This is a genomic window from Streptomyces sp. NRRL B-24484, assembly GCF_000717715.1.
Taxonomy (GTDB): Bacteria; Actinomycetota; Actinomycetes; order Streptomycetales; family Streptomycetaceae; genus Kitasatospora.
The window spans coordinates 1-25,343 of record NZ_JOAI01000059.1 but is presented as its reverse complement, the minus strand read 5'-3'; the positions used below and the strand labels follow the sequence as shown (position 1 = coordinate 25,343).

The following is a 25,343-nucleotide window of genomic DNA, read 5'->3' as shown; positions in this document are numbered from 1 at the left end:
GCGCGGGCCGCAGTCGGCGGGGTCAGCGCGGGCCGCGGCGGCGCGGGGTGGGACGGCGCTGCAGCGTCTGACCGGCCAGCGCCCCGGCGTACACGCAGTAGCCGACACCGATCAGCCAGGACTGCACCACCAGCACGGTGCCGATCGCCCCGTAGGAGACCGCGTTGGAGACGATCATCGGGGCGAACGCCAGCCGGGAGAACACCCGCAGGCCCACGAGGGCGCACACGGTCAGTACCGCCCCCGGCAGCAGCGCGCGCCAGCACACCCGGCCGCCGAGCAGCAGCCGCGGCAGCCACCAGAAGAACAGCAGCCCACCGACCACGGTCGCCGCGACCCGCAGCGCCGGCTGCGCGCCGGTGCCGTGCCACGGCACCCCGCTCCAGGCCGCCACCAGCACGTAGCCGATCAGCCCGCCGAGGCCCACCACCTGACGCCACACCGCATGCCAGGCGCCGGGCGACACCTGCCAGATCCGCTCGTAGGCGTTCTGCACGGCCGCCATCAGGGACACCCCGAAGACCGCCAGGGCGGCGAGGCTCAGCCCGGTCGTCGTGATGACGACCTCGCGGCGGGAGGCGAACAGCTCGTCCACCGCGGCGGCCGAGCGGCCGGACAGCCCGAGGCCGTCGATCATCCAGTCGGCGATGCCGCTGCCGCTGGTCGGCGAGGCGGCGGCGATGACCACCAGCAGCGGCACGACGGTGACGAAGCAGAGCGCGGCGAAGGCCATCGAGCGGTGCAGCAGCTCGATCTCCCGGCCGCGGCGCCACACCTCGCGGGCGGCCTCGGCGATCCTCGCCCGCAGGCCGCCGGCGACCGGGGGGCCGGACCGCGGCAGCGGCCGCCCCCGCAGGTGCTGGCCGCCGGTCACCGCCGTGTTCCCCCGTCCGGGCGACGCCGTACCGCCGGACGGCGGCGGGACCGCACGGCTCCGCGGGGGTCGGGCCGGCACGCCGCCATCGACACTCGCCTCCGCTCAGGGACCGCCACCGGACTCGGCGTCGTCCCAGGTCTCGGTGGAACGCGGCTGGACGTACGGCTCGTGCCTGCGCGGCAGTCCGCCCTGGACGGCCCGCGCCCGCGACAGCTCCGCGTCGAACTCCAGCCCCAACAGGATCGCCAGGTTCGTCAGCCACAGCCACACCAGGAAGACGATCACTCCGGCCAGGGTGCCGTACGTCCGGTTGTACGAGGAGAAGTTCGCCACGAAGGCCGCGAAGCCGGCGGAGAGCCCGAGCCAGAGCGCCACCGCCAGCACGCTGCCGGGCGACACCCAGCGGAATCCGCGGCCGCGGACGTTGGGCGCGGCCCAGTACAGCAACGCGATCATCAGCGTGACCAGCACCAGCAGCACCGGCCACTTGGCGATCGACCAGATCTGCACCCCGACGTCGCCGATCCCCAGCGCCTCCCCGGCCCGCCGGGCGAGCGGGCCGGTGAACACCACGATCACGGCGCTCCCGGCGAGCAGCAGCATCAGCACCACCGTGAGGCCCAGCCGCAGCGGGGTCAGCTTCCAGACCGGGCGGCCCTCGCGGATGTCGTAGACCGCGTTGGCCGCGCGGATGAACGCGGCGATGTAGCCGGACGCGGACCACAGCGCGCCGGCCAGGCCGAGGACCGCGAGGACGCCGCTGGTGCCGTGGCTGCGCTGCAGCCCCTCGACGCCGCCGCGGAGGATGTCGCGAGCCGGGCCGGGCGTCCAGGTCCGCAGGTTGTCGAGCATCTGCTCGGTGGCGGTCCGGCCGACCAGGCCGATGATCGACACGAGCAGCAGCAGGGTGGGGAAGATCGCGAGCACGCCGTAGTAGGTGAGCGCGGCGGCGCGGTCGGTGAGGTCGTCCTCCAGGATCTCCTTGCCGGTGCGGCGCAGCGCGTCCTGCCAGCCGCGGCGGCGCAGCCGGGTCGGGCGGTCGGGCGCGCGCCGGCGCACCCGGGCGCTGGGCCCGGGCCGGGCAATGGTCCGGCGGCGGGCCAGCGTGTGTCTGCGAAGTCGGTCCACGCCCGCGCGTCTGTCCGTCCCCGGCGGATCCAACCGCCCGGAGCGCCTCGGGCGGGCGGTGCGTCGGCCGGGGGGCGCCTCGGCCGGGGGGGCGCGTCGGGCGGGCGGTGCGTCGGCCGGGGGGCGCCTCGGCCGGGGGGCGCGTCGGGCGGGCGGTGCGTCGGGCGGTGTGGGGGCGGCACGCGGCGAGGCCGGGGGTCACCACCGGCTCCGGCTCCGGCTCCGGCCACAGCCGCGGGTGCGACGGCCGGGTGCGGTCAGCGCTCGGCGGCGGGCGGCCGCTCGGGCGGCGCCGGGCGGTGGCCGCGGACATCGGCGGTGGCGACGGCGAGGGCGACCAGCACGAAGGCGGCGGAGACGGCCATGCCGAGCTGGAAGGCGCCCGTCCAGGCGTCCGGGGCGCCGCCGGCGTGGCCGAGGAAGACCGAACCGACCACCGCGATGCCGACCGCGGAGCCGATCCGCTGCGCGGTCTGCAGGACGCCGCCGGCACTGCCCGCGCGGACGACCGGGACCTCCTGCAGGGTGACCGTCTGGTTGGGTGCGATGACCAGGCCGCTGCCGGCCCCGGCGAGCAGCAGGGGCGCGGCGGTGGCCCAGCCGGTGGTGCCGCCGGAGGTCACATGGGCCGCCAGCGCGGCGCCGCCGAGGCCGACGAGGACGCAGGCGAGGCCGACCGCGACGAGCCGCCGCCCCAGCCGGGCGACGAGGCGGCCGCCGACGGCAGCGGCGACGGCCGAGCCCATGGCGAACGGGGTGATCGCCAGGCCGGCCGCCAGCGCGCTGTAGTGCAGCCCGGCCTGCAGGTAGAGCGTGAAGACGAAGAAGACCGAGGTGAACCCGGCGAAGTACAGCAGCGACAGCAGGGTGCCGGCGGCGTACGAGCGGCGGGCGAAGAGCTCCATGCTGACCAGCGGCTCGCGGCGGCGCCCGTACCTGCGCTCCCAGGCGGTGAAGGCGGTGAGCAGCAGGACGGCGACCGGCAGCAGCAGCCAGCGGGCCCGGTCGTGCCACTGCTCCTGGACGAAGGGCAGCAGCAGGGCGGTGGTGCCGACGCCGAGGAGCAGCACGCCGACCGGGTCGAGGTCGCTGTGGCGGCTGCCGCGGGCCGGGCGGGGCGGCGGGTCCGGCAGCAGGCGGCGGGCGATCGGCAGGGCGGCGACGCCGATCGGGACGTTGACCAGGAAGACCAGCCGCCAGCCGTTCTGCGGGCCGGCGAGTTCGATGAGCAGTCCGCCGAGCAGCGGGCCGACCGCGGTGGAGATGCCGATGACGGCGCCGAGCATGCCGAAGGCACGACCGCGCTCGGGCCCGGCGAAGGAGGTCTGGATGAAACCGGAGACCTGCGGCACGATGATGCCGCCGGCGAGGCCCTGGACCAGCCGGGCGGCGATCAGCCAGGCCTCGTTCTGGGCGGCGCCGCACAGGGCGCTGGCCGCGGTGAACAGGGCCAGGCCGAACAGGAAGACGGCGCGCCGGTCGCGCGCGTCGCCGAGCCGCCCGGCGGGCACGAGGGCGAGGCCGAAGGCGAGGGCGTAGCCGCTGAGCACCCACTGCAGGCCGCTCTGCGTCATGTGCAGGCCGGTGCGGACGGTCGGCAGGGCGACGTTGACGATGCTGACGTCGAGCAGGGTCATGAAGCCGGCGATCAGGCAGACCGCGAGGGCCCGCCAGCGCTGGGGCGAGGGATCGGCGGCCCGCGCCGGGGACTCCGTGCGGGCGTCGGGTTGCCGGCCCCCGCTGCCGGGGGCTGCGCCGGCCACGTGGTCCTCCTTCCGGCCGCTGAGGCGGAGCTGCTGCGGCGGAGGGCGGACCGCGGGAACTGCCGCGGGCGGGCTCCGCCCCTCCGACCAGGGTGCACCCGGGCGCAGGCGGGTGCGTCGCCCGACGGCGTCGTCCCTGCTGCGCCGGGCCGGTCCCTCAGGGCCGGTCCGGGGCTCAGCGGACCAGCGCGGCCCGTTCGCGGGCGGCGCGGACGGCCTCCTTGAGGCTGGTGATGTCGTACGCGCCGTAGTGCCGGCGTCCGTTGACGAAGAAGGTGGGCGTGCCGGAGACCCCGCTGAGGTCGGCCGACTCCACGTCCTCGGAGACCCGGACGGCGCCGACCCGGGCCCGCAGGTCCATCTCGAACCGTTCGCCGTCCACCCCGACGGTCTCGGCGTACTTCAGCAGGTCGTGGACCTTCAGCGCGCCCTGGTGGGCCAGCAGCAGGTCGTGCATCTCCCAGTACGCGCCCTGGATCCCGGCGGCCTCCGCCGCCTCCGCGGCCAGCTGGGCGTGCGGGTGGACGTCGTTCAGCGGCAGGTGGCGCCAGACGTAGCGGATGTCCCCGGCGCCGGCCAGCAGCTCGCGGACGACCGGCTCCGCCTGGCCGCAGTACGGGCACTCGAAGTCGCCGTACTCGACGACGGTCACCAGGGCGTCGACCGGGCCGCGGACGTGGTCGCGGTCGGCGTCCACCGAGGCGGCCAGGTCGATGATGGACTCGGAGGTGCCGAGCAGCGCCCGCATCCGGCCGGTGCGCGGCATCAGCGCGATCAGCCGGGTGATCGCCCAGGTCACCGCGGAGGCGCAGACCACCGCCGCGAGGATGCCGACCTTCGCCTCGTCCAGCCGCGGTCCGTCGAAGGCCAGCGTGGCGATCAGCAGCGACACCGTGAACCCGACGCCGGCGATCGCGCCGCCCGCCGCCACGGCGCCCCAGCCGACCGGGGGCCGCAGCCGGCCGCGGCTGAACGCGGTGGTGAGCAGCGTGGAGCCGAGGATGCCGGCCGGCTTGCCGAGCACGTAGCCGAGGACGATGCCGAGCGTGACCGGGGAGTGCAGGGCCCGGGTCAGCTGCTCCTCGGAGAAGGTGATGCCGGCGTTGGCGAGGGCGAACAGCGGCACGATGACGTAGCTCGTCCACGGGTGGTAGACCTGCTGGAGCCGCTCGTTCGGGGAGATCGCGGTGGCCAGGCCGGCCCGCAGGGTGCGTTCCAGCTCCGGGGTGGGCTGTTCGCGGAACAGCCGGAACAGGTCGCTGGCCCGTTCCAGGTCGCCGCGGGAGGCCGGGTAGGCGTACGTCAGCAGGCCCATCGCCAGACCGGTGACCACCGGGTCGACGCCGGACTTCAGCAGGGCGACCCAGAGGGCCACCGCGAGCAGCGCGTACACGCCGCCGCGGCGCAGGCCGGCGGCCCGGGCCAAGAGGATCACCGCGAGGATGCCGAGGCCGGCCAGCAGGGCGGGCCACGCGATGCTGCCGCTGTAGGCGACGGCGATGACGCCCAGGGCGACGAAGTCGTCGACGACGGCCACGGTGAGGATGAAGGTGCGCAGCGACTCCGGCAGCCGGTTGCCGAACAGGGCGAGCATGCCGAGGGCGAAGGCGGTGTCCGTGGACATCGCGGTGCCCCAGCCGTGCAGGTCGCCGTCCCCGGCGTTGACGGCGAGGAAGATCGCGACGGGGACGACCATGCCGCACACACCGGCGATCAACGGCAGCGCGATCCGCCGGCGCTCCCGCAGCTCGCCCATGTCGAACTCCCGGCGGGCCTCCAGCCCGACCACGAAGAAGAACAGCGTCATCAGGCCGCTGTTCACCCATTCGCGCAGGTCGAGGGAGATCCCGGAGTCGCCGAGCCGCACGGCGAGGACGGTCTCCCAGAAGGACTCGTAGGACCCCGCGGCGACGTTCGCCCAGATCAGGGCGGCGACGGTGGCGGCGAGCAGGACGGCGGCGCTGCCGGTCTCGGTCCGGAGGAAGTCCCGCAGCGGAGTGCGCATGTCGGCACCGCAGGACGTCTGGCCGGAGTAGCGCGGCAGCTCTGAGGGGGCGGACACCCGATCATTCTCGCGCCGGAGGGGGTGTCCGCGCGGCGCACCGCCGGGGTCGGCGTGGTGACGGGGGTCACAGCAGGCCGCCCCGTCCGGCCCCGGGGCCGGACCGCGGCGCGCCGTGGGACTGCCCGGGTGGCGCGGGGCGGACGGCGGCGTAGCGGTTCCGGGGCGCGGGTACGAGCGGGGGCATGGGACTGCTGCGCAGACGACGACCGGACCCTCCGGACGAGGGCGGGCCCGGGGCGCCCGGGTCGGAGATGACCCCGGAGGCGGCGGCGGACGCACTGGCGTCGATGTCGCGCGAGATGGAGGAGGGATCGCAGTCGAGCCGCCGGCGGGCCGCCGGGCGGGCCGGTGCGCTGGTGGCGTCGACCGGCCGGCTGCTGCTGCGCGGCGGTGCCGCGACGGCACGGGTGACCTGGGTGAGCGGCCGGGCGCTGACCGAGCGGCTGCTGCAGGCCGCACCACGGATCCCGGTGCGGGACCTGGCGACGCTGCGGGCCCAGCACCCGAAGGCCGGGGACGCCGAGGCGCTCGCGGACCTGCTGGTGGCGGGCGCGCTGCGGGCGTCGGCCTCGGTCGGCGCCGGGGTGGGGGCGGCGGCGATGCTGCCGGTGCCGGCCGCGATGGCCGCCGAGGTCGCGGCGGAGACGCTGGTGGTGGCCGCGGTCGAGATCAAGCTGATCGCCGAGCTGCACCAGGTGTACGGCGTGCCGGCGGGCGGGAGCCCCGCGCAGCGCACGGCCGCCTACGTCAACGCCTGGGCGGACCGGCGCGGGCTCGCCTCGGTGACCCCGTCGCACCCGGTGGGCGTGGCGGCCGTGACGGGGCTGGCGGTGGGCAGCGAGGTGCGGCGCAAGGTCCGCAAGCGGCTGACCCGCAGCACGCTGCGCAAGCTGCCGACGCTCTTCCCGCTGCTGGTCGGCGCGGGGCTCGGTGCACTGCTGAACCGGCGGGACACCCGGCGGCTGGCCTCGCGGGTACGGGCCGACCTGCGGCACCGGACCGACGCCGTGCCCGGGTACTGGGACGCCGCCGCACCGCCCTGAGCCGGTGCCCGGCGGCAGCGGGAGCCGCTGGAGATGTGGATCTCCTCCAGGTCGGCGATGGTGGGTAGACCGGCAGCTCCTAAGGAGGAATCCAGATGTCGATGCTGGACAAGCTCAAGAGCATGATGAAGGGCCACGAGTCCGCCGCCCAGAAGGGTGTCGAGAAGGCCGGTGACGCCGTCGACGCCAAGACCCAGGGCAAGTACCAGGGCCAGGTGGACACCGCCCAGCAGAAGATCAACGAGCAGCTCGGCGAGCAGCCGCCCGAGCAGCGGTAGCCCCGCTCCGGCCGTGGACGGCCGCCTCCCCCGGTCACCCGGGGAGGCGGCCGTCGGCCGTTCCGGCAGGGGCCGCCGCCGGGTCACCGGCCCGCGCGCCGTGGCCCGGCGGCGCGGCGGGTGATGCGGCGTAGCGGGTCAGCGGGTCAGCAGGTCGGCGGGTCAGCAGGTCGGCGGGCCGTCCGGTCGGCGGGCCGTCCGGTCGGCGGGCGCCTCCGGTCAGCGGCCGGGGACGAAGGCCCGGGCGGCCGCGAGTTCGGCGCGGCCGGCCTCCTCGACGGCGGCCAGGAAGGCGTAGGCGTCCTCCCCGACGGGCACCCGGACGGGCGTCTCCTCGGCGGCGACCAGCCGGAGCACGTGGCGGGCGAAGTCCTCGGGACGGCCGAGCTGCGGGTTGTCCCGCATGGCGTGCATGCCGTCGCGCATCGGGTCGGTGGCGGGTGCGTACGCGGGCAGCCGGGTCGCGGCCCGGGCGAGGGCGTCGCCGTAGCCGGTGGCGAAGCCGCCCGGTTCGACGGCGGTGACGCGGATCCCGAGCGGTCCGGCCTCGGCGGCGAGGGCCTGGGTCATCCCTTCCAGCGCGTACTTGCCGGCGACGTAGGCGGAGAGGCCGGGGAAGGCCATCCGGCCGGCCAGCGAGGAGACGTTGACGATGTGCCCGGCGCCCTGGGCGCGCATCACCGGGAGGGCCAGCCGGGCGAGCCGCCAGGGGGCGACGACCAGGATCTCCAGCTGGTCCCGGAGTTCGTCGTCGGAGACCTCCTCGACGGCGCCGAACAGGCCCGTGGCGGCGTTGTTGACCAGCACGTCCAGGCCGCCGAAGCGGTCGACCGCGGTGGCGACGGCGGACTCGCACTGGCCCGGGTCCCGGACGTCCAGGGCCGCGGTGAGCACCCGGTCCGGGTGGCGGGCGGCCAGCCCGGCGAGGGTGTCCGGCTTGCGGGCGGTGGCCAGGACGTACTCGCCCGCCTCCGCCGCAGCGGTCGCGAGGGCGAGGCCGAGCCCCGACGAGCATCCGGTGACCAGCCAGCGACGTGCCATGTGACGCCTTCCTGTCGGTGGGCGGGCTCCCACCGAGCCCCGGCCACTGTGGCAGAGCCGCGCCCCGCGACGCGCCGGGAGCGGCCCGTCGCGCAGGGTCGCCCGGGGGCTCGCGGGAGCGCACCGCCCGGACATCGCACGCCCCTCCGCCCGTCCCCCCGCCGAACCGCCCGGGCCTGCGGACAGAACCGCCCGGACCGGCCGGTCGGGTACTGCGCGGACCGGCGGGACGCAGACGCTCGAACACGGCACCGGCTGCCCGGTGCCGACCCGGGACAGGTGGCGGCGGACCGTTCACCCGTGGCCGGGGACGCGACCGCGGCGGGGTGTCAGGCGAGGAGGCGCAGGCGCCGGGAGGCGACACCGACCGTCAGGCGCTGGCCCCAGGAGAGGTGGAGGGCGTCGGACTCGACGCCGTCGCCGAAGACCACGAGGCGGTCGGACTCGACGACGACCTCCAGGCGTTCGCCGCCGGCCAGCAGGCCCTGGACCTGGTCGGTGCCGGTGGCCGGGGAGGGCCAGGCCTCCCGGACGAACCAGGCGACGGCGGCGCCCGTCGGCTCGGGCAGCCGCAGTGCCGAGCGGCGTTCCAGCCAGGCGGAGCGGCACCAGCCGGTCGCGCCCGTCCCGGTGCCGACGAGGATGCCGGAGGAGGCCTGTGCCTCGGCGGCGGCGCCGGGCGAGGTGAGCCGGTACCGGGCGGTCTGGTGGCCACTCTGGCCGAGGTAGACCTCGTTCAGGGCGAGGAGTCGCTGGGTGTCGTCGGCCACCGCCTCGACCATGGTGCGCTCCTCCAGGAGGGCGTCGGCGCCCGGTCCGGCCGCGGCGCGCAGCAGTTCGGCGGCGTCCGCGGGCCGGTGCCGGACGAGCACGCCCGGGTTGCGGCCCGGGTCGGTGTCGATGCCGATGACGGGCTGTCCGGCCAGGTACTTGGCGGCGTTGGCGACCAGACCGTCCTGGCCGACCACGACCACCAGGTCCTCCGGGGCGAACAGGAAGCGGTCGAGATCGGCGCGTTCCACCCTGGTGCGCCGCCAGTCGCCGGGGACGGCGGCGGTGACGGCGGCGAGCGCGGCACGGGCGCGGTCGTGGCGCTCCTCGGCCTCGGCGAGCGAGCGGCCGCGGGAGTCGAGGAAGAACGCGGCCTGGCCGCGGGAGCCGTGCCGGGCGAGCAACTCCTCGTACTCGGTGCGGCGGTGGACGAGCACCACCCGCGGGGCGAGGGTCATCGGGCACCACCGTCGCCGCCGCCGACGCCGAGGCGGCCGAGCAGGCCGGTGAGGACGTCCGGGGTGAGGGTGACGCTGTCGATCCGCGGCAGGTGCTCGGCGAGGCGGATCACGGCGAGGGCGCGCAGCACCTCGGGGCCCGCCTCCTGGTGGGCGGCGAGCCAGGCCTTCTCGGCGGCGGCCTTGGCCTCGCCGAGGGCGCGTTCGGCCTCGGCGCGGGCCGCTGCGGTGAGCCGGTCGGCCTCGGCCTCGGCGGCGGCGAGGCGGGTGCGGCGGGCCGATTCGGCCGTGGCGCGGACGGCGTCCGCCTCGGCGTCCTGTTCGGCGCGGCGGCGCGCGTTGGCGCCCTCCTGGGCGACCAACTCCTCCTCACGACGGGCGAGTTCGATCCGGTTGGCCATCTCGTTCTCGGCGATGGCGCGCTCGCGCTCGACGGCGAGGGCGCGGCGCTCGTAGGTGGCCCGGTCGGCCTCCTGCTGGACCAGTTCGCGGGCGGGGGTGCGCAGCGCCCGCTCGGTCTCGGCCTCGGGCCGGAGTGCGGTGACGCGGACGGCGATCACGGCGAGGCCGATCTCGACGAGCCGCGCCTCGCCGGCGAGGCCCTCGGCGATGCGGCGGCGGACGGCGGTGATGCCGTCGGCGAGCGTGTCGGCCAGCGGGGTGCGGGCGACGAGTTCGAGGGCGTGCTGCTGGGCGGTCTCGGTGAGCAGGGTGCCGATCTGTTCGAGCGGTTCGGCACGCCAGGTGCCGGTGTCCGGGTCGATGCCGAAGTCGAGGCGTTCGGCGGCCACGGCCGGATCGGTGATCCGGTAGGTCACCGTGGCCTGCACCGCGAGGTCCTGGAAGTCGGCCGTCCTGGCGTGGAAGAGCATCGCCAGTTCCCGGTCCTCGACCGGGACTTCGGAGATGGCCGCGGTGAGCGGGCGGAACCAGAAGGCGAGGCCGGCACCCTCGTGGACGGGCCGGCCGCCGCGCAGGTGGCGGACGTGGGCGGTGGGCGCGGCCCGCAGGTGCCGGAACCCGAGTCGCCTGGTGATGTCGGCCATGGTGATTCCCTCCCGAATTGTTTTCGTCGATATGACGATAACCGGCGGAGGCGGTTGTCGTCAACGCGACGAAAAGGGGGCGGTTCGCGACCACGGGTCCGCGGCCGACGCCCTGACAGATGTCAGGTACCGGGCAGACCGCGGCTCGGCTTTCCTGGAGTCAGACGGGGGCGGCCACCGGGCCGCCCACCGGTCGGGACCCGCAGTCGGTCCCTCTCCCACGACGCAAGGAGCGTTCCATGTTCGCTGTGCGCAAGCTCGCCCTCGCCGGAGCCGCAGCCGCCGTCGGCCTCGCCCTGACGGGCCTCGTCCCGGCCACCGCCGAGGCCGCGAGCGGCTGCTACGGCATCGGCGGAGGCAAGTACAACTGCAACGTCTGGAAGACCGCACCGTCCTACTTCGCCGGCAACGTGCGCGCCGGCACCCTCAACGCGGGCACCAACTACTTCTACTGCCAGGCCGTCGGCAGCGAGGTCGTCGACGGCCCCTACCGCAACCACTGGTGGGCCAAGACCGACGACGACAGCGGCAACAAGGGCGTCTGGGTGAACGTCGTCTACCTCTCCGGCGGCGACAACGACCAGCCGGTGCCCGGCCTGCCCGGCTGCTGACGGGTCACCGCCCCTGATCGGACGTCACCCACCGGGCCCGGGCGGGCTCACCGGCCGTACTCGGCGAGGTACTGCTCGACCCTCGCCACGTGCGGCCGGACCCGCTCGGGCACGCCGCGGGCCTCGGCGACCGTCTTGTCGCTGGTGCGGTAGCCCGCCGCCAGCAGCCCCGGGAGGTCGTCCGTCAGCCCGCGGCGCTTGAACTGCTGGGCCAGCCAGCAGACGTACGACCCCATCGAGATGATGGCGTCCGGCGGCGACATGTAGTCCTTGCGGCCGTCGAGGTCGCCGTCCTGAGCCCAGGCGTTGAACACGGCCGGCGTCCACATCGCGATGCCGTACTCCCCCGTCTCCGGCCGGGCGGCCTGCGGGTCGAAGCCGCTCTCGGCCTTCAGCATCGCGGCCAGCAGCACCGGGGTCACCTCCGGCTCCGGGCAGCGCCGTGCGGCCCGGGTGATCGGCTCGCGCAGTGCGGCGGGCACGTCCGCGTCCGCCGGCAGCGCACCGGGCAGGGCACCTGGCACGGCACCGGACGGGCTCACCGCGGGAACGCCCGGCGGGCTGCCGGCGGGGCCGGAGCCGTCGGACGGGCCGGGGAACACCGCCACGGCCACCGCCGCCGCACAGGCCAGGGCCGCCACCGCGGCGGCGGCCACCGCCGGAACTCCGCGCCGTTCCCGACGTGCCGGGGGCACCGGGGCCGGCAGGCGGGCGGCCAGGGCCGTCGCGTCCGCCGGTCGCGCCGCGCGGTCCGCGGCCAGGCAGTCCGCGATCAGCGCCCGCCACTCCCCCGGCACCCGCTCGTCCAGCCGCAGCCGCTCCCGGCCGCGGGCGTACGACTGCGCGGCCAGCGCCCGCGCCCTGGCCGCCGCGCCCGGAAAGGGGTGGGTGCCGGCCGCGAACACCTGGTGCGCGAGCACCCCGAACGCCCAGACGTCCGCGCTGGGCCGCAGCGCCACCCCGCGCACACCGCTCCGCTCGGACCACCACTCCGGCGGCACGTGGTCGAGCGAGCCGAGCGGCGGGACGTAGGCATGGGTGCCGTCCAGTTCGGCGGTCAGCCCGAAGTCCGCGAGGCGCACCGAGCCGTCGGCCATCAGCAGCACGTTCGCCGGTTTGAGGTCGCCGTGCACCCAGCCGTGCCCGTGCATGTGGGCCAGGCCCTCGCAGACCTCGGCGAGCAGCCGGGCGGCCTCGGCCGGCGGCACCGCCCGGTCGGCGGCGAGCAGGTCCGCGAGGCTCCGCTCCGCGCGCTCCATCACCAGCACCACGGCACCGTCCAGACCCGGCCGGCCCGGGTCGTGGAGCACCGCGGTGGCGTACGTCCTGATCAGCCGCGGGTGTGCCAGCCGGGTGCTGAACTCCGCCTCGCGCCGGGCCAGTTCGAGTGCCTGACGGAACTGGCCGGGGGCGAGCCGGGCGGCCGGCAGGACCTTCACCGCCGCCGGCGCGCCGTCCCGCCGCCGCACCGCCGCGTAGACCACGCCCCAACCGCCCGCACCGATCGGACCGGTGATCCGGTGCCCGGCCACCCGGTAGCCGGGCGGCACCTCGGGCCCGGGCCCGTCCGGGAACCCCGTGCTCACCGCCGGCTCACCCGGCCCCCGCCGGGCGGCGCACCCGCCGCCCGGGCAACAGCGCCAGGTGCTCCTCGCGCACCAGGTCGAAGCGGAGCGCCAGACCGACCAGCTCCTCGCGCTTGCGCAGCGGCGCCGCCCCGTCGTCCGGACCCGCGGGCCGCAGGCGGAGTTTGGACTCCGCCAGGTAGTCGATGTGGTAGTTCACCGCGGACCGGGTCGGCCCGCCGCCCGGGCCGCCGCGCAGCCGCTCCACCACGTCGCCGACCCCGGGCACGGCCGCCGAGGTGCCGCGCAGCCGCGGCTCGCACAGCGCCACCAGCACCAGGAAGTACTTCGCCGTGCTGTCCAGCGCGAAGGGGCTGACGGTGTGCTCGCCCGGCGGGCCCGCCTGCACCCGGTCCAGGTAGGCGTGTTGCGGTGCGAAGACCTTGAAGTGGCAGCCGCCGCCCAGCGAGGGCAGCACCACCCGGGAGAACTCGAAGGGCACCGGCGCACCCAGTCGCCCCGGCGCCACCTTGAGGTGCTCCCCCGCACCCTCCAGGTTCTCCACCACGTACGTCGCCGACCGGCTGAAGTTCGACAGCCGCCAGTAGTCGGCGGCCGCCGTGAGCTCGCCGGCCCGGCGCGAGACGCCCTGGTCGGTCAGCGGGATCGCGGCCGGCCGGTCCGGTGCGCCGCGGCCGAAGTCCGCACTGTCGTCCGGGCCCATCCGCAGCAGCCGCGGCTCGGCCGGCGGACCCGCGCCGGTGTCCGGCAGCTGCACGATGACGGTCTCCATCACGCCCCCTCGGCGAATCGCCGCTCCGCCGGCGGACCCGCGCACGGCACGGCGGAGCCCCGGAGACGCACCTTGCGTACCGGTCGCGTCACTCAGTGTTCCAGAAAAGGCATGCTGCGTGTGCGATGCGTCGGCCGTTGCGGAGACCTGCCGCGGAGACCTGCCGCCGTGTGCGGCGTTCAGCCGCGGGGGTGCCACTCGGCGAGCACGATCGTCGCGTCGTCGATCAGGCGGTGGTCCTGGTGCTCCAGCAGGGCGAGGATCAGCCGCCGCAGCGCCTCGGGCGCCGGTTCGCCGGCCGCGGCGGAGCGGACCACCAGGTCGACCAGCCGCTCCTCGCCGAACAGGTCGCCGGCCACCGACCTCGCCTCGGTCACCCCGTCGGTGTGGATGAGGATGCGGTCGCCCGGCTCCAGCTGCGCGTGGTGCACGGCGGCCTCGCCGCGCGGATAGCCCTTGCCGAGTCCCAGCGGCAGCTGGGCCGGGCGTTCCAGCGCCCCGGGCACCACGTGCTGACGGCGGATCAGCAGCGGGGGCGGATGGCCGAAGTTCACCCAGGTGAGGCGGCCCGTCCGGGTGTCGAGGTCGGCGAAGACCGCGGTCAGCAGCCGGTCCGGGATCCAGCGGGCCAGCGCCCCGTCCACCGCCGCCGCGATGTCCGCCAGCCCGCCGCCCGCCCGCCGGGTGGACCGGCAGCCCGCCACCGCCACCGCGGACGCACCGCCCGCCGCCAGGTCGTGGCCCATCGCGTCGACCACCGTCAGGTGGAGCCGGTCCCGCAACAGGCTGTGGTCGAAGGCGTCGCCGCCGATCTCGTAGGCGGGCTCCAGCGCCGCGGACGAGGTCACGTTGCGGGTGCCCAGGGTCCGCGGCGGCATGAACGCCCAGGCCAGCTCGGCCTGCAGGGTCATCGGACGACTCCGGACCGCCTCCGCCATCACGTCGCTGAACGCCGCCTTCGAGATCACCACCAGTGCCGTCAGCGAGGCGAGTGTGCGGCACCGCTCCTGCACCGCGTCCTGCGCCGTGTCCTGTGCCGCGTCCTGTGCCGCGTCCTGTGCCGCGTCCTGCGCCGCGGGGTCGGCGGACGCCGTGGCCACCCGCAGCACGCCGATCCGCTCCACCCCGTCGACCAGCGGCAGCCACAGCTCGGCCCGGCCGTCGGCGGACGCCGTCCGCGGCTTCATCGTGCGGTACGCCCAGCCGGCCAGGGTGCCCTCCACGGCGATGCCCGGCTCGTCGGCACCGGCCCCGTGCGGGCGGTCGTCCGGCAGCGGCATCAGCCGCACCTGCTGGACATCGGCCAGGTAGACGGAGGCGCCCGCCATCCCCAGTGCCCGGGCCGTGTCGTCGACCAGGCCGGCGATGTCGCGCGGACCCACGCTGTGCGACATCTCCAGGAACTCGCCGACCACCCGGCCGACCCCGGCCTCGTCCACCGCCGCCACCGCCTTCTCCTCGGACGGCTCCCCTGCACCCCCACTCCGTTGCATCGAACCACCGCCCCACCCCCACGGCGACCGGACGGGACGGGGGCCACCACACCGCAGGTCGGACGGCCCCGAGCACGGGGACGGTGGCGCGCAGGCTCAGGCGCTACGGACGGTGTGCGGGGGGGTACGGGTGGGGGCCGGGAGCGGGACTGGGGTGAGGCCGAGGGTGGTGAGGGTGGCGGTGGCGTCCTCGGTGTGGGGGGTGCCGGCGAGGAGGAGGGTGCGGGCGGACTGGTAGGGCGCGCCGGCGGCGGTGAAGGCGTCCGCGGTGGCGAGCAGGCGCGGCAGGTCGCCGTCGAGGAGGGCCTGGGCCCGGTCGAGCTGGGCGGCGGCGACCGGGTTCCCGGTGACCAGGGCACGGGCGGCGGCAATGCGGTGCGCGGCGGCGGGGTACCCGGCGAGGACGGCCGCCTCGGCCCGGAGCGCCGCGTACCAGTGCAGCCAGACCCAGGAGACCCACTTCCAGACCTCCTCGGGCTCCGGCGCGAGCCGGTCCGCGGCCGCCTCCGCGTCGCCGTGGTGGAGCAGGACCGTCGCGTCGAAGACCGCGCCGTAGCCGTGGCGGTGCTCCGGTGCGGTGCCCGCCCGGTCGACCACCGCGAGCCAGTCGGCGCGGGCGCCGTGGTCGCCGCGCAGCCCGTGGACCATGGCCACCGCTGCGGCGGCCGGGCCGAGCGAGAACGACCGCGGGCGGCCGCCGCGTTCCCAGGCGTCGCGGAAGGCCGCACTGCCGGCGAGCACCTCCGTGCCGCGGCCCGCGAGAGCGTCCGCGACCAGCAGCCAGGACGTGGCGTGGTGGCCGACCTCGGCCAGCAGCGGGTGCTCCGCGAGCTGCCGGGCCAGGCGGCGGGCCTGCGGCAGTTCGCCGGTGCCGAGGGCCGTTCCGGCGGCCATCGCCAGGGCGTCGACCAGCTCATGGGTGGCGGCCGGGGTGTGCGGCGCGGTGGCCAGCACGACCGTCCGCCGCCGGGCGGCCTCCGCCGCGGCGGCGGACTCGCCGGCCCAGCTCCGTGCGCCGGAGAGCGCGTCGAGGGCCGCGGACTCGGCGACCGGGTCGCCCGTCCGCCGGGCCAGCGCGACCGCGTGCTCGGCCAGCGCCACCGTCTCCTGTGCGGTGTTCTCGGCGGCGCCCTGGACGGACCCGTACGCGTCCGCCAGCACCGCCGCCTCGGCCAGCGCGACGGCCGCCGCCGCGTCCGGGTCGTCGCCGGCGAGAGCGCGTGCGGTGGCGAGCAGCTCCGCCACCTCGGCCGCCGGCGGCAGCTGTGTGAAGGCGCTGGAGAAGCGGTGGGCGACGGTGGCGGCGGTCGCCAGGTCGCGGGCGGCCCCGGTGGTGTCCACCGCGCGGCGGGCGGCCTCCGCCGCCGCGCGGTGGAGGCGGAACAGGTCGTCGCCGTTCCGGCGGCAGCCGGCCACCCCGGCGGCGTGCCGCAGTTCGGCGGCGCCGGGCGCACCACCGAGGTCACCCGCGAGGTCACCACCGAGGTCACCGGCGAGGTCACCGGCGAGGTCACCGGCGAGTGCGGCGGCCTGCTCGTAGCAGTGCTGGGCCTCGCCGAGCAGGTTGCAGTGGAAGGTGGGTGCGGCCATCGCGAGGGCGAGCCGGTGGGCCTCCCTCCGCAGGTCCGGACGGTCCGCGGCGGGCCGGTTCGCGACTGCTCGGTCCACGGCTGCTCGGTTCGCCGCTGCTCGGTCTGCGGAGGCCCGGGCCACGGCTGCCCGGAGGTCGGCGGCCACCGCGTCGAAGCGGGTGCGCAGATCTGGGTGGTCGGGCGGCGGCAGGGCGACCGCGACGGCCGTGCACCAGCGCAGGTGGCGGGCCTCGGCCTCGGCCGACTCGCCGGCGTCCGCGAGCCGTTCGGTGCCGTACTGACGGATGGTCTCCAGGGCCCGGTACCGGGTGCCGGACGGGGACGGCGTCACGGTGAGCAGGCTCTGCTCCGCGAGCCTGCCGAGGCCGTCGGCGACCGCGGACCGGTCCGGCGGCTCGAAGCCGGCGACCTCGGCGGCCGCTTCGGCGGTGAACGGCCCGGCGAAGACCGAGACCCGCCGCAGCAGGGCGCGGTCCTGCGGCTCCAGCAGCTCGTGGCTCCAGTCCAGCGCGGCCCGGACCGAGCGGTGACGGTCGTGGGCGCGCGGCCCGCCGGCCAGGATCCGCAGCTGGTCGCCGAGGCCGGCGGCGAGCCCGTCCGGTCCGAGGGCGGGCCAGCGGGCCGCGGCCAGTTCGATCGCCAGCGCCATGCCGTCGAGCCGTTCGCAGATGTCCGCAACCCGGTCGCACACCCCCGGATCCGGCCGCTGCCCGACCGCCGCAGCCCGCTCCAGGAAGAGGGTCACGGCCTCCGACCCGGCGCCACCGGCCGTCGACAGCGGCGCGACGGGGAAGACCCGCTCGAACGGCACCACGAGGCGGGCCCGGCTCGTCGCCAGTACCCGCACCCCGGGGCAGGCCGCCAGCAGCCGTTCCAGGAACGGGCCGACGCCCCCGAGCACCTGCTCGCAGTTGTCGAGCACCAGCAGCACCCGGCGGGCCGCCAGCGCGTCCAGGACCGCCTCGTCGAGGCTGCGTCCGGGCTGCTCGGCCACGCCGGTCGCCGCCGCCACCGCCGCGCCGACCCGGTCCGGGTCGGTGACGGGGACGAGGTCGACGAACCGGACGCCGTCCGCGAATTCGTCGGCTCCGCCCGCGGCCGCGTCCGACGCCACGTCCGACGCCACGGCCAGCGCGAGCCGCGTCTTGCCCACCCCGCCCGGACCGACCGCCGTGACCTGCCGGTGCAGCCTCACCGCCTCGGCCAACTCCGCACGCTCCCGCACCCGCCCGACGAACGCCGTCAGCGGTGCGGGGAGCGCGGGCCCGGGACGCGACCGCTCGGAGCGGGCGCTCCCGGCCGCCCGGCGGGAGAGCGCCCGCCGGTCCGGCAACCCCAACTTGCGCAGCAGCGAGGAGACGTGCGACTCGACCGTGCGGACGGAGATGAACAGCCGCGCGGCGATCTCCGCGTTGCTGAGGTGCTCGCCGAGCAGGGCGAGCACGTCGGCTTCGCGGGCCGAGACCTCTGGAGTGGACACCTGGTCATTATCGGTGCTGCGCCGGGAAGTTCGGGCCGTACGGCTGTGCCGCGGATCAGGCCGTGCGGGCGGATCGGGCCCGGCGGGCCGCGTGGGGAGTGCGGTCAGTGCTCGGCGTGCAGGGCGGTGTCGGCCGGGCCGAAGGTGAAGGCGGTGAAGCGGACCTGCAGTCCGTCCCGCTGCGGGGAGCAGCAGTAGGGTCCGGCGGTGGCGGGCGCGTCCGGGGCGAGCGGGGCGTAGCGGACGAGCCGCCAGGGGCCGTCCTCGCAGCGGGCGCGGACGGTGAGGGCGTCGCCGCTGCGGCTGGCCCGAACGGTGACCTCGCGGCCGTGCCACTCCGGGACGGGCGAGAGCGACCAGTCGGAGACGCCACGGGTGACGACGGCGCCGAGGTGCGCCACGCCGTCGGACATCTCGACGCCCGCCTTCGTCCAGGTCGACCCGTCGACTCTGACCATCACGCCGGCCTGGTCGTAGAGCGTGTCGAAGTCCGCGAGGAAGGCGACCTCCACGGCGGTGCCGTCCGGCAGCGGGGCGAGCAGGGCGTGGCCGTCGTCGCGGACGAAGCCGTACCCGGTGGTGCGCCAGAAGTCGCTGCGGTCCCGGGTGGTGACGACCAGGGCGCCGCCGTCGGGGACGGCGGACGCGGGCGGGTTGAGCCACTGGGCGTCGGGGACGTCGACCGGCTTCGGGGTGTCCATGCCTCTCCTCGGGCCTGCCGCCGCGCGGGTCGCGGCGGACCGGCCCAGCCTGTCACGGCGTGGACCGGACGCGGCCCGCGGGGTGGCGGGACGACGGCAGCAGGGCCGGTCGACGGCCCGCCAGAAAGCCCCTCAGAAGGCGGCGATCCGGGCCACGGCGAAACCGGCGCAGGCGATCACCAGGACGGCGATCAGCGCGATCGGGATCCAGCCGGGCCAGGCGTCGTGGAGTTCGACGGGCTCCGGCAGGGAGATCCCGTGGCAGGTGGACGCCTCGCACTCGGGGGTCTCGGTCGGCGGCACGGCGGGCACCGGCGCCTCCGGGCGGGCGGTGCCGGTCTCGGCTGCGGTGGCCGCGGTCGGGGCGGATGTGCGGGGGAGGGTGGTCGACATGACGGCCTCCGGTGTGTCGGGGATGACCGTTCCACGGTCACGCCCCGGCATGCCGGAGGCCGGTCGCATCGTTGCCGCAGCGGATCCCGGCAACCCACTGTGGATCACGGCGGTCCGTCGCCGGTACTGCGGGTCACCGCGGACGGCCGCGGACCTCGGGCGGGCCCGGAGGTGCGCGGTCCGCGGACGGGTCACTCGTGCGGGTAGGTCCGGAAGACGTTGCCCTTGGTGTCCGCCGAGAGGTAGCCGCTGCCGTAGGCATCCGAGAGGTAGACCCGGATGGTCGGCGTCCCGTCGAACATGTCCGGGCCGATGATCAGGTAACGGCTCGTGGGGTTGGGGACCTTGAGCGTGTCCTTGGCCGTCTGCAGGAGGCCCGGGATGATGCTCCAGTCGTAGCTGTTCAGGTCCACCGGCTTGTCGTCGCCGATGACGCTGCCGCCCGGGGTCTTGCTGGTGTGGCCGTTCCGGTAGTCGATCCGGTCGTACAGCTTGGCGTTGTCGGTCTTCGGGGTCTCGGCGATCGCGTACTCGGGGTAGACCGTCAGCTCGTTGATCATCGAGGTGCCGGCGACCGGCTTGATCGCGTCGACCACCGCCCGGACGCCGTCGGTGGAGAGCAGGTCCTTGGGTGCGGCGTTCTTGCCACCGGCCTTGGTGGCGGTGGCCGCGGGAGTGCCCGTCCCGGTGGCCCCCGTGGCACCGGTGGTGCCGGTGGTGCCGGTGGTGCCGGCCGCGGCGCTGCTGCCGGTGCCCGTGCCGGTGACGTTGGAGCCGGTGCCGCCCTTGTCCTCCTGGAGGTTGTTCCAGGCCAGCACGCCGGCGAGCACGGCGCCGGCCACCGAGGCGGTGATCAGCACGGTGCGGCCGCGCGACGCGTTGGCCGGCGGGCGGTTCGGGTGGCCGTCCTGCGGCGTCCAGGCGCCGGTCGGGCCGGTGGGCGACTGCGGGTGGCCGTACCCGCCCATGCCGCCGGTCGGCGACTGCGGGAAGCCGTAGCCGCCCCCGTTCGGACCGGCCGGCGGCTGCGCCTGCGGGAAGCCGTAGCCGCCGGCGGGCTGCTGCGGGTGGCCGTACCCGGCGACGGGACCGGTCGAGGGCTGCGGGTAGCCGTACCCGGCGGCCGGTGCACCGAACGCCCCGGGGACGGCCGGGACGCCGTAGCCCGCCGGCGCACCGGTGGGCGCACCGGTCGGGGCGCCCGTGGGCGCGCCGAACACCGGCTGGGAGGTGGAGCCCGAGGTCGACTCCGGCGGGCCGGGCTGCTTGAAGGTCTCCTTGACCGTGGGCGCCCAGTGGGCGGGACCGGCGGCCGGCTCGCCCTGCTCGGCCGCGGCGAGCAGCCGGTCGAGCATCTCGGCGTCGGGCCGCAGCGCGGGGTCCCGGGAGAGCAGGGCCCCGAGCAGCGGGCCGAGCTGGGCGCCGCGGACCGGCGGCGGCAGTGGCTCGTCAAGGACGGCCGCCAGGGTGGCCAGTGTGGTGCCGCGGCGCAGCGGGTGGTGGCCCTCGATCGCGACGTACAGCATCATGCCGAGCGACCACAGGTCGGAGGAGGCGTCGCCCGTGCCGCCGCGGATGCGCTCGGGGGCGATGTACTCGGGCGAGCCGATGAGCGAGCCGGTGGCGGTGAGCGCCGTCGCGTCCTGCATGGCGGCGATGCCGAAGTCGGTGAGGACGGGTGTGCCGTCGGTGCGCAGCAGGACGTTGCCGGGCTTGACGTCACGGTGCTGGATGCCGGCCGCGTGCGCGGCGCGCAGGGCGGCCAGCACGCCGCGGCCGATCCTGGCCGCCTCCGGGACGGTGAGCGGGCCCTGGACGAGCCGGTCGGCGAGGCTGCCGCCGCTGACCAGCTCCATCACCAGCCAGGGGTGCTGCTGCTCGGGGGTGTCGACGATGTGGTGGATGATCACCACGTTCGGGTGCTGGAGGCGGGCCAGCGCACGTGCCTCGCGCAGGACGCGCTCGCGCAGCTCCTGGGCGGCGACCGGGTCGCCGGCGAGCATCGCCGGGTCCGGCGGCCGGACCTCCTTGAGCGCGACCTCCCGCTCCAGGGCGTTGTCCCGGGCGCGCCAGACCAGGCCCATGCCTCCGCCGCCGAGACGCTGCAGCAGTTCGAAACGGCCGTCGATGAGCCGTGTCTCCGGCCCCCCAGTGTTCATGCCCGTCATCGTAGGGGGCGGGACGGACTGCCCGTGCCGCCGGGAGATCACGATCGGGCCGCACGGTCCGGGCCCGCCGGCGGTGGCCGGCGGGCCCGTTGAACCGGATCTGGACGAACCGTCCGGACGCCCGTGGGCGGGGTGCTGTCGGGGATGCCGCCGGGGCCGGGCCCAGCATGGGCCGGGCATCGGTCCGGGTCTCGGTCCGGCAGCGGGCCGGGTCTCGGTCCGGCAGCGGTCCGGCGGTCCCGGGGGCCGGTGGGCGATCGGGGTTCAGGGACGCGGGGCGTGGGCGGACAGCAGCTCCCGGTACCAGTCGAGGGTCTCGTCGAGTGTCCGCTCCAGCGGGACCGGGGTGACGCCGAAGGCCCGTTCGAAGTCGCCGGAGTCCACCACCTGCGGCTCGGTGTGCTGGTAGAACATCTCGGCGTACTCGGCCATGAAGACCTCGTCGAAGGGGCCGAAGGGGCGCGGGGCGTCCAGCACGGAGACGTTCAGCGGCTTGCCGGTCCGCTCCTCGATCATGGCGTGGATCTCGCGGGGCGTCCGGGCGGGTGCCGTGGGGAGGTGCCAGACCCGGCCGTCGGCCTCGGGGTGCTCACCGAGGGTGGCGAGGCCGGTGGCGACGTCGCGGATGTCGGTGTGGCTGTGCGGCAGGTCGATGTCCCCCAGGCCCAGCGCCTCGCCGCCGGTGAGCGCGGCGGGGAAGACGGCGCCGCCGAGGGTGGAGTTGAGCACGCCGGGGCCGACGAAGTCCGCCGCCCGGCCGAGCACCACCCGCGCCCGGCCCTCGCGGTGCGCGGTCAGGTACGCCTCGTCGAGCTCGGCCCGCATCCGACCCTTGCGGCTGACGGCGTTCCACGGCGTGCGCTCGGTCATCGGCGCGCCGCCGGTCGGGCCGTACGGGTAGAGGGTGTCCAGCACGACCAGGCGGGCGCCGATCGTCTCGGCGGCGCCGAGCACGGCCCGCTGGATCAGCGGCATCAGCTCGACCTGCAGGTGGTAGGCGACGTTGACGCAGTGGTAGACGACGTCGGCGCCCTCGACGGCCGCCAGCGCACCGGCCGGGGTCGAGACGTCGCCGGCGCGGCGCTCGACACCCTGCGGCGTGGGGCCCTCCCCCGCACGGTCGACCAGGCGGACGGCGTGGCCGCGGCGGGCGAGCTCCGCCGCGAGGGCCGTACCGGCCGGACCGGCGCCGAGCACCGCGTGCAGCTGCTGCTCCTGGGTGTTCATGGTGTCCCCTCTCCTCGGCCCGCCTGGACGGACCGTTTCCTCGGCGAGCGCCTCTCGCTTCAGTTATAGACTGTAACTGTTGCGATTAGCACTCGCAAGCGCGACGAGCCTTCACCGCGTGAGAGACTCTTGCTCCAGCAAGAATCAGTAACGAGAGGAAGGGGCGATCACCATGGCGGAGGCCCGCACGACCGGCCCGCGCGCCCGCTACCGGGAGCAGACCCGCGCCGAGATCAAGGAGGTCGCACTGCGACAGCTGGCCGAGGGCGGCACGGCCGCCCTCGCCCTGGTGAAGATCGCCAAGGAGCTCGGCATGTCCGGGCCCGCGCTGTACCGCTACTTCGCCAGCCGGGACGAGCTGCTCGGCGCCCTCATCGCGGACGCCTACGAGGACGCCGCCGCAGCCGTCGAGACGGCCCCCGACCCGGGCACCGGCCCGCGCGCCCGGCTGCACGCACTGGCCACCGCCTACCGCGGCTGGGCCGTCGCGGAGCCGCACCGCTACCTGCTGATCCAGGGCACCCCGACGCCCGGCTACACCGCGCCGCCCGAGACGCTGGCGAGCGCCCGGGCCGTCCTCACGCCCTTCCTGTACGTCTTCGCCGTCGGCACCCCGGCCTCCGCCACCGCCCCCGTGGTCGCCCAGATGCGGGCCTGGCTCGCGGCGGACGCGGCCGTCGCCGCGTGGGTGAAGGCCAGCACCCCCGACGGCCCCGAGGCCGTCGCCACCGCACTCACCGGCACCGTCCTGGCCTGGAGCACCCTGCACGGCACCATCGGCCTGGAGGTCTCCGGCCACTACTCCGGCATGGGACACACCGGGGAAACGCTGCTCACGACCCAGATCGACCTGCTCGCCGACGCCTTCTCGCTGAAGTGATGCACTGCCGCAGTCGCTTCGCGGCTTCGGAGGGCTCAAGGGCCGTCACATTCCTGTACACCCGCGGCGGATGTGACGCCCCCGGGGCCACCGGCGACCACCGCCTCGCCGTCCGGCCAGGCGGCCAGCGCGATTCCCTGTCAGCAACCGCAGAGCCCAGCGCAGTTGCACCACCCCGTCGCGGACCCGGATGGTTACTGCACTCACCGCGGTGACAACTGGCACTCTCGCTCCACGAACCGAGCGGACCAGCCCCCAGACGCTACGCCTCACCGCCATCCCCACCCCGCGGACCACTTCGGCGGACCCGCGGAACAGCCGGTGCTCCGCATCCCCTGCGGACGCGGGCCGACCCTGCCCGGGGCCGACCACTCGGAGCTCCGGGCTCCGACTCAGGGCTCTGGCCTCTTGCTCACCGGGCACGCTCTCCCGCCGCCGGGCGGCAGCCGCCCCACGCACCCCCTCCGGCATCCCGGGTGGACCGCATTCGGAACCTCCCACGGCCCCCTGCTTTCGGCACCACATCGTGAAGGGCCCTGCCACCGTGTGCCGCGCGGCGCCCGGCCTGCCGATCGACCTCCGCCCGGAGAACGTCGGCCGTGACATGTCGAGCATCCGGTCGGCCGACGCGGCAGAGTCGAGCGCCGCGGATCACCGCCTTCGGCGGGTGCCCGCAGCACGGGTGTGACACCACCGGGCCGATGGGCGCTCATTCAGGTAGGGCCCGTGCCGTCACCCGCCCTGAGGGGACGGATCCGGCCCGCACCGCGGCGGACGCCAATGAGGCATTCGCCGCCGAGCTATGCCCGGAAATGAATTCCCGGCTCCCCCGGATTGCACTCCGTCCCCTTACCGAAGCAATTTCGCGGCGACAAGTGTCAATACGTGGCGAGACTGCGCAACCAGCGCCGCGCAACCCACATCGCCCGCACGCCGGAGCCGGATTACGGCACACGGGCGGAACGGACCGGCCACGGACCGATCTGCCAGCAGATATCGGCTCAGAAATTCCCGCACAAAATGTGACGGGAAAGCCGACCACTCTGGCGAAATTCCGCCATTCATGTTTCCGGCCTTTCCGGGCTGCCTGATGCTTCGCCATGATTCCGGCCGAGCAGTGCGCCCTACCGTCCGGCTCGCCCATCGGCGGCGGTTGCAGGCCGGTGGCCGAGGCACCATGCCGGCGCCCGCTCCGCCCTCAGCCGCCCTCAACCAGCGCCAACATCAGCCCTCTCAGTCAACTCCCCCTCAACCGGCTCCGCCCTCAGCCGGCGCCGACCCGGCGCCGCGGAACCGGTCCGACCGCGCACCCGCGGTCCATCACGGAAGGAACCGAATGAAGCGAAAGCTCGCCGTCGGAGCCGTTCTGTCCGCCTCGACCGTCCTGACCGGTGCGATCCAGGTCAGTGCCGGATCGGCCCACGCCGCGCCGGCGCCCGTGGCAACGGCCCGCGCCCTGGGCCTCTCCGGCCAGGAACAACTGATCGTGAAGGACACGGTCGTCGACCCCGACGGCACCCGCCATGTGCGCTACGAGCGCACCTTCGCCGGCCTGCCCGTCCTGGGCGGGGACCTGATCGTCCACCAGAGCGCGCAGGGCGCCATACGCTCCGCCGACCGCGCCGTTGCCGGCCGGGTCGCACCCGCCTCGCTCACCCCGAAGCTCACCGCCGCCCAGGCCGCCTCCAAGGCACACGAAGCCGTCGCCGCCACTGTCAACGTCCCGGACGGCGACGAGCCCGCCCTCGTCTCGGTCGACCGGCCCGGGACGGCGCAGCTGGTGGTGTGGGCGGCCTCCGGCACCCCGAGACTCGCGCACCGCACCACCGTCGAGGGTGTCCGCGCCGACGGCACCCCCAGCAGCCAGGTGGTGGTCACCGACGCCGCGAGCGGCGAGGTCCTCTCCACCCACGAGCAGGTGCAGACCACCAACGCGACCGGCACCGGCAAGGGCGTCTTCGTCGGCTCGG

19 protein-coding genes and 1 pseudogene are annotated in these 25,343 nt (G+C 75.8%); 5 read left to right on the top strand and 15 right to left on the bottom strand.

The features are described from left to right. Window positions 1-22: 22 nt before the first annotated feature. From IE98_RS0136565 to nhaA, 4 genes are all read right to left on the bottom strand, one after another. On the bottom strand, window positions 23-874 hold the full coding sequence (locus tag IE98_RS0136565; RefSeq protein WP_234443813.1) for a YhjD/YihY/BrkB family envelope integrity protein: 852 nt from the start codon (window positions 872-874) through the stop codon (window positions 23-25). A 105-nt stretch (window positions 875-979) separates the two neighbouring features. Then, window positions 980-2,005: a YihY/virulence factor BrkB family protein gene (locus tag IE98_RS0136560; protein ID WP_106976813.1), complete on the bottom strand. Its 1,026-nt coding sequence runs from the start codon at window positions 2,003-2,005 to the stop codon at window positions 980-982. 257 nt (window positions 2,006-2,262) lie between these two features. Further along, the gene (locus IE98_RS0136555; protein WP_052391451.1) at window positions 2,263-3,768 is read right to left on the bottom strand and encodes an MFS transporter; all 1,506 of its coding nucleotides are present in this window, start codon (window positions 3,766-3,768) and stop codon (window positions 2,263-2,265) included. 175 nt (window positions 3,769-3,943) lie between these two features. Further along, a complete protein-coding gene (gene nhaA, locus IE98_RS0136550; protein ID WP_078661596.1) occupies window positions 3,944-5,773 on the bottom strand; it encodes a Na+/H+ antiporter NhaA in 1,830 nt (609 codons plus the stop codon). A 242-nt stretch (window positions 5,774-6,015) separates the two neighbouring features. Between nhaA and IE98_RS0136545 the strand changes: the two genes are divergently transcribed. Together IE98_RS0136545 and IE98_RS0136540 are read left to right on the top strand one after the other, a co-directional pair. After that, entirely contained in the window at window positions 6,016-6,876 is an 861-nt protein-coding gene (locus IE98_RS0136545) for a hypothetical protein (protein WP_159401168.1), read from the top strand. A 95-nt stretch (window positions 6,877-6,971) separates the two neighbouring features. Beyond that, window positions 6,972-7,154: an antitoxin gene (locus tag IE98_RS0136540; protein WP_030276318.1), complete on the top strand. Its 183-nt coding sequence runs from the start codon at window positions 6,972-6,974 to the stop codon at window positions 7,152-7,154. A gap of 219 nt (window positions 7,155-7,373) precedes the next feature. Here IE98_RS0136540 and IE98_RS0136535 read toward each other — a convergent pair whose 3' ends face one another. From IE98_RS0136535 to IE98_RS0136525, 3 genes are all read right to left on the bottom strand, one after another. Beyond that, window positions 7,374-8,195, bottom strand: a complete 822-nt coding sequence (locus IE98_RS0136535; RefSeq protein ID WP_030276316.1) for an SDR family oxidoreductase — start codon at window positions 8,193-8,195, stop codon at window positions 7,374-7,376. Window positions 8,196-8,524: 329 nt separating this feature from the next. After that, window positions 8,525-9,424: an NAD(+)/NADH kinase gene (locus IE98_RS0136530; protein WP_030276314.1), complete on the bottom strand. Its 900-nt coding sequence runs from the start codon at window positions 9,422-9,424 to the stop codon at window positions 8,525-8,527. Further along, on the bottom strand, window positions 9,421-10,470 hold the full coding sequence (locus IE98_RS0136525; protein ID WP_030276312.1) for an SPFH domain-containing protein: 1,050 nt from the start codon (window positions 10,468-10,470) through the stop codon (window positions 9,421-9,423). Before IE98_RS0136525 ends, IE98_RS0136530 begins: the two co-directional genes overlap by 4 nt. A 239-nt stretch (window positions 10,471-10,709) precedes the next feature. On the opposite strand from IE98_RS0136525, the gene IE98_RS0136520 reads away from it, so the two are divergent. Beyond that, the gene (locus IE98_RS0136520) at window positions 10,710-11,081 is read left to right on the top strand and encodes a hypothetical protein (RefSeq protein ID WP_030276310.1); all 372 of its coding nucleotides are present in this window, start codon (window positions 10,710-10,712) and stop codon (window positions 11,079-11,081) included. A gap of 47 nt (window positions 11,082-11,128) precedes the next feature. Here IE98_RS0136520 and IE98_RS0136515 read toward each other — a convergent pair whose 3' ends face one another. The 8 genes from IE98_RS0136515 to IE98_RS0136480 form a co-directional block, all read right to left on the bottom strand. Next, window positions 11,129-12,667, bottom strand: coding sequence for a serine/threonine-protein kinase (locus tag IE98_RS0136515; RefSeq protein WP_030276308.1), 1,539 nt, complete (start codon window positions 12,665-12,667; stop codon window positions 11,129-11,131). A gap of 7 nt (window positions 12,668-12,674) precedes the next feature. Then, on the bottom strand, window positions 12,675-13,439 hold the full coding sequence (locus tag IE98_RS0136510; protein WP_030276306.1) for a hypothetical protein: 765 nt from the start codon (window positions 13,437-13,439) through the stop codon (window positions 12,675-12,677). A gap of 179 nt (window positions 13,440-13,618) precedes the next feature. Then, window positions 13,619-14,887: a PP2C family protein-serine/threonine phosphatase gene (locus tag IE98_RS0136505; RefSeq protein ID WP_030276304.1), complete on the bottom strand. Its 1,269-nt coding sequence runs from the start codon at window positions 14,885-14,887 to the stop codon at window positions 13,619-13,621. Window positions 14,888-15,028: 141 nt separating this feature from the next. Beyond that, window positions 15,029-18,004, bottom strand: coding sequence for an ATP-binding protein (locus tag IE98_RS0136500; RefSeq protein WP_043175976.1), 2,976 nt, complete (start codon window positions 18,002-18,004; stop codon window positions 15,029-15,031). A 104-nt stretch (window positions 18,005-18,108) separates the two neighbouring features. Continuing rightward, window positions 18,109-18,705 (bottom strand): DUF1349 domain-containing protein, encoded by a 597-nt coding sequence (locus IE98_RS0136495; protein ID WP_030276300.1) that lies wholly within the window; start codon window positions 18,703-18,705, stop codon window positions 18,109-18,111. A 132-nt stretch (window positions 18,706-18,837) separates the two neighbouring features. Continuing rightward, window positions 18,838-19,098 carry a DUF6480 family protein gene (locus tag IE98_RS49695; protein WP_030276299.1) on the bottom strand — a complete coding sequence of 87 codons (261 nt, stop codon included), beginning with the start codon at window positions 19,096-19,098 and terminating at the stop codon, window positions 18,838-18,840. A 191-nt stretch (window positions 19,099-19,289) separates the two neighbouring features. Next, on the bottom strand, window positions 19,290-21,257 hold the full coding sequence (locus tag IE98_RS0136485) for a serine/threonine-protein kinase (RefSeq protein WP_030276297.1): 1,968 nt from the start codon (window positions 21,255-21,257) through the stop codon (window positions 19,290-19,292). A 273-nt stretch (window positions 21,258-21,530) separates the two neighbouring features. After that, the gene (locus IE98_RS0136480) at window positions 21,531-22,493 is read right to left on the bottom strand and encodes an NAD-dependent epimerase/dehydratase family protein (protein WP_030276295.1); all 963 of its coding nucleotides are present in this window, start codon (window positions 22,491-22,493) and stop codon (window positions 21,531-21,533) included. Between the two features lie 172 nt (window positions 22,494-22,665). Between IE98_RS0136480 and IE98_RS0136475 the strand changes: the two genes are divergently transcribed. Next, window positions 22,666-23,373, top strand: coding sequence for a TetR/AcrR family transcriptional regulator (locus tag IE98_RS0136475; protein ID WP_030276294.1), 708 nt, complete (start codon window positions 22,666-22,668; stop codon window positions 23,371-23,373). Between the two features lie 1,336 nt (window positions 23,374-24,709). Then, window positions 24,710-25,343 (top strand): annotated as a pseudogene (locus tag IE98_RS0136470) (peptidase M4 family protein); the annotation flags it as partial.

Coding starts and splice junctions, on each gene's coding strand:
- IE98_RS49695 (WP_030276299.1), bottom strand. CDS start 19,098: ATGTCGACCACCCTCCCCCGCACATCCGCCCCGACCGCGGCCACCGCA.
- IE98_RS0136510 (WP_030276306.1), bottom strand. CDS start 13,439: ATGGAGACCGTCATCGTGCAGCTGCCGGACACCGGCGCGGGTCCGCCG.
- IE98_RS0136485 (WP_030276297.1), bottom strand. CDS start 21,257: ATGAACACTGGGGGGCCGGAGACACGGCTCATCGACGGCCGTTTCGAA.
- IE98_RS0136495 (WP_030276300.1), bottom strand. CDS start 18,705: ATGGACACCCCGAAGCCGGTCGACGTCCCCGACGCCCAGTGGCTCAAC.
- IE98_RS0136520 (WP_030276310.1), top strand. CDS start 10,710: ATGTTCGCTGTGCGCAAGCTCGCCCTCGCCGGAGCCGCAGCCGCCGTC.
- IE98_RS0136545 (WP_159401168.1), top strand. CDS start 6,016: ATGGGACTGCTGCGCAGACGACGACCGGACCCTCCGGACGAGGGCGGG.
- nhaA (WP_078661596.1), bottom strand. CDS start 5,773: ATGCGCACTCCGCTGCGGGACTTCCTCCGGACCGAGACCGGCAGCGCC.
- IE98_RS0136475 (WP_030276294.1), top strand. CDS start 22,666: ATGGCGGAGGCCCGCACGACCGGCCCGCGCGCCCGCTACCGGGAGCAG.
- IE98_RS0136530 (WP_030276314.1), bottom strand. CDS start 9,424: ATGACCCTCGCCCCGCGGGTGGTGCTCGTCCACCGCCGCACCGAGTAC.
- IE98_RS0136525 (WP_030276312.1), bottom strand. CDS start 10,470: ATGGCCGACATCACCAGGCGACTCGGGTTCCGGCACCTGCGGGCCGCG.
- IE98_RS0136540 (WP_030276318.1), top strand. CDS start 6,972: ATGTCGATGCTGGACAAGCTCAAGAGCATGATGAAGGGCCACGAGTCC.
- IE98_RS0136480 (WP_030276295.1), bottom strand. CDS start 22,493: ATGAACACCCAGGAGCAGCAGCTGCACGCGGTGCTCGGCGCCGGTCCG.
- IE98_RS0136535 (WP_030276316.1), bottom strand. CDS start 8,195: ATGGCACGTCGCTGGCTGGTCACCGGATGCTCGTCGGGGCTCGGCCTC.